At 74.1% G+C, this 5631-nt stretch carries 4 protein-coding genes; 3 read left to right on the forward strand and 1 reads right to left on the reverse strand.

What is annotated here, in order from left to right; translation table 11 throughout:
• Positions 1–63: 63 nt before the first annotated feature.
• The 3 genes from DVH02_RS22800 to DVH02_RS22810 all read left to right on the forward strand — a co-directional run bounded on the left by DVH02_RS22800 (position 64) and on the right by DVH02_RS22810 (position 4687).
• The gene (locus DVH02_RS22800) at positions 64–1614 is read left to right on the forward strand and encodes a tetratricopeptide repeat protein (protein WP_114625692.1); all 1551 of its coding nucleotides are present in this window, start codon (positions 64–66) and stop codon (positions 1612–1614) included.
• Positions 1611–3428 (forward strand): sulfite exporter TauE/SafE family protein, encoded by a 1818-nt coding sequence (locus DVH02_RS22805; RefSeq protein ID WP_114625689.1) that lies wholly within the window; start codon positions 1611–1613, stop codon positions 3426–3428. The genes DVH02_RS22800 and DVH02_RS22805 overlap by 4 nt, the downstream gene beginning before the upstream one ends.
• A gap of 149 nt (positions 3429–3577) precedes the next feature.
• The gene (locus DVH02_RS22810) at positions 3578–4687 is read left to right on the forward strand and encodes a trypsin-like serine peptidase (RefSeq protein WP_114625690.1); all 1110 of its coding nucleotides are present in this window, start codon (positions 3578–3580) and stop codon (positions 4685–4687) included.
• 114 nt (positions 4688–4801) lie between these two features.
• Here the strand turns inward: DVH02_RS22810 and DVH02_RS22815 are convergent, their stop codons facing one another.
• Positions 4802–5437, reverse strand: coding sequence for a TetR/AcrR family transcriptional regulator (locus tag DVH02_RS22815; RefSeq protein WP_114625691.1), 636 nt, complete (start codon positions 5435–5437; stop codon positions 4802–4804).
• Positions 5438–5631 lie beyond the last annotated feature (194 nt).

Here is a 5631-nt window from a genome sequence, read left to right on the forward strand (position 1 = left end):
CCCCCCCGCATGACCCGGGCCATCCCGGAACACACCGAGAACACACCGAGGAAGGCGAGACGGATGCTCGTACGGAAGCCGCGGTTCGCGCGCCCGAGTGAGCGCGAGCGAGGCGCGGGCACGGAGCCGGGCACAGAGCCGGAATCGGGCACGGAACCGGAATCGGGTGCGGGACCGGGCACAGCCGCAGACGTGGTCACGGACGCGGACGCGGTCACGGACGCGGCTCCCGGGAACGCGCCTGGTCCGCGTCCTCGGTGGCGGCTCGCGGCGGTCGTGGCGCTGGCCCTGGGGCTCACCGCGTCCTCGGTGGTACTCGGGGCCGGTGGCCGACAGGACGCGCCGACCCGCTCCACCGCGGCCCCCCTCGCGGCGGACACCCCCATCGACCAACTGGCCTCCGGCGACCTCACCCGGGGCGTCGAGGCCCTGCAGAAACACCTCCGCGCCCAGCCCAAGGACGCCGTCGGATGGGCCACGCTGGGCACGGCCTACATCGAACAGGCCCGCACCAGCGGGGATCCGACCCGCTACCCCCAGGCCGAGAAGGCGTTCGGACGGTCGCTGGCCCTGCGCCCCGCCGCCGAGAACGACGCGGCCCTCGCCGGGCGGGCCGCCCTGGCCGCCGCGCGCCACGACTTCACGACGGCGCTGAGCGGGACGGACCGGGCGCTGCGCGTCAATCCGTACAACGAGCGCGCGCTGTCCACCCGGGTCGACGCCCTGGTCGAACTCGGCCGCTACGACGAGGCGGAGCGCGCGGTGCGACTCGCCGACCAGCGCCGCCCCGGCATCCCCGTCTTCACCCGGTACGCGTACGTGCGGGAGCTGCGCGGCGACGTGTCGGGCGCGCGCAAGGTCTTGCTGCGCGCGGCCGACTCCGCGTTCAGCACCGCGGACGTGGCTTACGTCGCCACCGCGCTCGGCCAACTCGCCTGGAGCCAGGGGCAGTACGACAGTGCGCTGGACCACTACGCCACCGCGCTGCGCGCCGACCCCGACTATCTGCCCGCGCTGGAGGGACGCGGCCGCGCCCACGCGGCGCGGGGCGCCGCGAAACGCGCGCTGAGCGATCTCGAAGAGGTCGTACGGCGCTACCCGCTGCCCGGCCAGCTCGCCGCCCTCGGCGAACTGCGCGAGGCGGGCGGGGACACGCGGCAGGCCCGGGAGAACTACGCGCTCGTCACCACCTGGACCCGGCTGGCCCGCGCCAACGGCGTCGCCACCGATCTGGAGTCCGCCCTCATCGAGGCCGACCACGGGGACGCCGCCGAGGCGCTGAAGGCGGCGCGCGCCGAGTGGGGCCGCCGCGAGAGCGTCCACACGGCGGACGCGCTCGGCTGGGCGCTGCACGCCAACGGCAAGGACCGCGAGGCGCTGACGTACGCGAAGAAGGCGACGGCCGCGTCCCCCGGCTACCGCAACGCCTCCTTCCTCTACCACCGGGGCATGATCGAACGCGCCCTCGGCGACGAGCGCTCCGCGCGCCGCGATCTGCGTGCCGCGCTCGACCTCAACCCGGGCTTCTCACCCACCGGCGCGAAAGACGCCGAAGCCGCGCTCTCCGGCCTGTCGGGTGTGCGGGCTCCCACCGGCGACCGGGGGGACTCGTGAACCGCCGTACCGCCGCCTCCGCGCTGGCCTCCCTGGTGGCCGGGACCGCACTGGCCCTGCTCCCTGCCCAGGCCGCGCAGGCCCATCCGCTGGGGAACTTCACCGTCAACCAGTACGACGGCCTGGTCGCCGCGCCCGGCGAACTGCGCGTCGACCACGTGGAGGATCTCGCCGAGATCCCGGCCGCTCAGGAGCGCGGCCGTATCGACACCGACGGCGACGACCGGCTGTCCCCGGCCGAACTCGCGGCCTGGGCCGAGGCGCGCTGCGCCACGGCGGCACGGGGCGCCCGGCTCACCGCGGACGGGGCGGGCGCGGGGGCGGCCGTCCCCGTGTCCGCGGGCGCGGCGAAGGCCGAAGTGCTGCCAGGACAGGCGGGGTTGGACACCCTTCGGGTCACGTGCGCGCTGACGGCGCCGCTGCCGCGCGAGGAGCGCGCCCGGCTCTCCTACCGTCCCGCGAGCGCGGCGTCCGGCGCGGGCTGGCGTGAGATCACCGCCCGGGGCGATCTGATGACACTCGACGGCGCGGACGTCCCCGAGGACTCCACCTCCCGCCGACTGACCGCGTACCCCGACGATCTGCTCTCCTCGCCGCCCGACCGCCGCTCTGCGGCCTTCACCGTCACCACCGGGGGACCGGCGCTGACCGGAAGCGCGGACGGCAAGGGCGGGTCCGTCGCGGCCGGCGTCCTGCCGCGCGGCGCGGACCGCTGGGCGCAGGCGCTGACCGGGCTGGTGGCCCGGCACGAGCTGACGTTCGGCTTCGCCGCCCTCGCCCTCGGCGCCTCCGTACTCCTGGGCGCGATGCACGCGTTGGCACCGGGGCACGGCAAGACGATGATGGCCGCCGCCGCGACCGCGGGTGGCCGCAGTTCGCTGCGCGACGTGCTGGCCCTCGGCCTCTCGGTGACCATGACCCACACCCTGGGCGTCTTCGCGCTCGGCGCCCTGATCGTCGCGGGCTCGGCGGCGGCGCCCACCGTGGTGTCCTGGCTGGGGATCGCGAGCGGCGCGGTGGTCGCCGTCGCGGGGCTGGTGCTGCTGCGCCGGGCGTGGCGGCAGCGCCACAACCCACACGGGCACAGCCACGGTCACGGCCACAGCCACGGTCACGGCGAGAGCCACCACGACCACGACCACGGCCGCAGCCACGCTCACGATCACGGCGACAGTCATCACCACGGCGACAGTCACCACCACGAGCCCCCGCGCCCCGCCGCACCGGGACCGGTCAGGGAGCGGGTGCCCGCCCTCGCCACCGCTCACGAACACACCGAAGGCGCGGTGGCCACGCTCACCGCCGACCACACCCCGCACGCGGACCACCCGGGGGAGAAGGAACACGACCACGGCCACGCGCACGGCCATTCCCACGCGCACGGCCATTCCCACGCGCACGGCCATTCCCACGACCACGGCCACGCGCACGGCCACGACCACGGCCTCGCCCATTCGCACTCCCACCTGCCCCCCGCCCCCGGCCTGCGCGGCGTCATCCTCCTCGGTTTCGCAGGTGGTCTGGTCCCCAGCCCCTCCGCCGTCGTCGTCCTCGTCGGCGCCGCCGCCCTCGGCCAGGCGTGGTTCGGGTTCCTGCTGGTCGTGGCGTACGGGGTCGGGCTGGCGCTCACCCTCGCGGGGGCCGGTTTCGCCGTCGTGCGGCTGCGCGAGACCACCGCGCGCCGGCTGGCGGTCCGGCCCCGCAACGGGTTCCTCGCCCTCGCCCACCGTGCCGCTCCGCTCGCCTCCGCGGCCATCGTCCTCGCCCTCGGCTGCGGACTGCTGCTCAGAGGAGCGGCGACCGCCCTGGGCTGACGCCGTACCCCGCCCGCCGGGATTCCGGGGCATTGAACCCCGGCGGTACGGGATACGTACTCACCCTCCGACGGGCCGTGCCCGCACCCGTGCCGGTGCCACGGCCCCTCGGCGCTCGCACCACGCTCGACGACCGGAGGAACCGTTCCATGCGCTCCAGGCTCCGCCCGCGACCGGTGAGGGCGCTGGCCTGCGTGCTCGCCCTGCTGACGATCTGCGTCACCGGCTGTGCCGTGTCCGTACCGGGAGCCGGGGCGGGTGCGCCCGGTCCGGGGGAGGCGCGCGGCTGGCGCGAGGGCGGCTGGCGGGACTGGGACTCCTCGCGGTGGCTCCGCGAGGCCGCGGACTTCGTGAACCCGGTGATCGAGGGGTTGTGGAAGCCGGAACGCATGCGCCAGGGGGCCAGCCAGGACCAGCCGGTGACCGGGGACATCGGCGACCAGGGTGTCTCGGACCCGGAGCCCGCCCCCTACTTCGCGGAGCCGGTGGCGGCCCCGTACAGCGGCAACGCCCCGACGGTCGGCAAGCTCTTCTTCGACACCCCCGACGGCCCTTCGGTGTGTTCCGCGACCGTCGTGACGGATCCGGCCCGCCCGGGGGCGTCGAACCTGGTGTGGACGGCGGGGCACTGCGTGCACGCGGGGGCGCGCGGGGGCTGGTTGCGCAACATCGTCTTCGTCCCGTCCTACAACGACCAGGCGCTCGCGAACACGTCCTTCCTGGGCGAGGGGGAGGACAAGGACGGGCTCGCGCCGTTCGGCATCTGGTGGGCCGACTGGGCCCAGACCTCGCCCCAGTGGATCGCGCAGGGCGCCGCCACGGGCGGCAAGGGGGCTCCCTTCGACTTCGCCGTCCTGCACGTCAAGCCGCCGTCCGGATCCGACGCGACCTCACTGGAGGAGACCGTCGGGGGTGCGGCCGGGGTCCGGTTCAACGCGCCCTCCGCCAACAAGGTCTCCTCCATGGGTATTTGGGGCTATCCGGCCGAGTCGCCCTTCGACGGTGAGCGCATGTTCACCTGCCAGGGCCGCCCCGGCCGGCTCTCCATCACCTCCGACGAGCCCTCGCTCTACCGGATCGGCTGCACCATGACGGGCGGCGCCTCCGGCGGCGGCTGGTTCGTGCAGGACGCGAACGGGGTGCCCGTCCTGGTCAGCAACACCTCCATCGGCCCGAGCGCGCAGACCTGGCTCGCCGGCCCGCACTTCGGCGCGGCGGCGAAGACGATCTACGAGTCGGTCAGCGACAAGTTCGCGTGACGGGCCGGACGCAGGCCGAGCGCGACGACGGGTGAAGCGGGAGGCGCGACGGCGGATGAAGCGGCGGGTGAAGCGGGGTGCGACCGGGGCGGCGGTCGCGTGCGGAGCGCGGCGTCATACGCCCAGCGCGCACAGGACCACCGTGTTCACGTAGTCGCTCATGAACCGCTGGTCGACCGGCCTGTTCTCGATCAGCTGGTGGGCGATGAGCGCGCCCAGCAACATGTGGGGCACATAGTTCAGCGCCGCGTTGTCCCAGCTGATCTCGCCCCGATCGACCGACCGCGCCAGCAGTGTGTTCAGCCCGGTCAGCTCGGGATCGATGAACAGCTCGCGCAATGCCTGGAGCAGTTCGGGGCTGTTGTGGACCGCGTGGATCAGGCCGCGCATCAGCGCGCTGTCCTGCTCCATCTGATGGTTGTTCATACGGGCCACCAGCTCGTGGAAGTCACCGCGCAGCGAACCGGTGTCGATATCGGCGAACCCGGTCGGCGTGGTGTGCCGCAGCGCTCTGGCGACCAGCACCGGCTTGTTGCCCCACTGGCGGTAGAGGGTGGCCTTGCTGGAGCGGGTACGGGTGGCCACCGCGTCCATGGTGAGGGACTCGTAGCCGACCTCGCGCAGCAGATCGAGCACGGCCGCGTACAGTTCGGCCTCGCGCTCCGGCGTGAGCCTGCTGCGCCGCGCGCCCGGCTCACGGTGCGGGCCGGTCGTCGCGGCTGACGTCGCACCGTGGGTCGCGGCTGCCATGTTCGGCCTCCCTCTTCGCCCCTCGCGCGGACGAAAGCGTAGTGTCTGCGAGAACCGTAACTCAGTAACACAAGATACGGAACCGAAACAGCGACGCGAGGCAGCGGGCCCCTCAACCAGCCGGTTCGCCAACAGGATTGGCACCGGATCCAGCCGCGGGTCCGGCGCCGGGCCCGCGGCTGGATCCGGTGCCA

Origin of the sequence: Streptomyces corynorhini (assembly GCF_003346515.1) — a bacterium.
Classification (GTDB): domain Bacteria; phylum Actinomycetota; class Actinomycetes; order Streptomycetales; family Streptomycetaceae; genus Streptomyces; species Streptomyces corynorhini.

Excerpts from the sequence above, each read along its gene's own strand:
- DVH02_RS22815 (WP_114625691.1), bottom strand. The coding sequence starts at position 5,437 with ATGGCAGCCGCGACCCACGGTGCGACGTCAGCCGCGACGACCGGCCCG.
- DVH02_RS22810 (WP_114625690.1), top strand. The coding sequence starts at position 3,578 with ATGCGCTCCAGGCTCCGCCCGCGACCGGTGAGGGCGCTGGCCTGCGTG.
- DVH02_RS22800 (WP_114625692.1), top strand. The coding sequence starts at position 64 with ATGCTCGTACGGAAGCCGCGGTTCGCGCGCCCGAGTGAGCGCGAGCGA.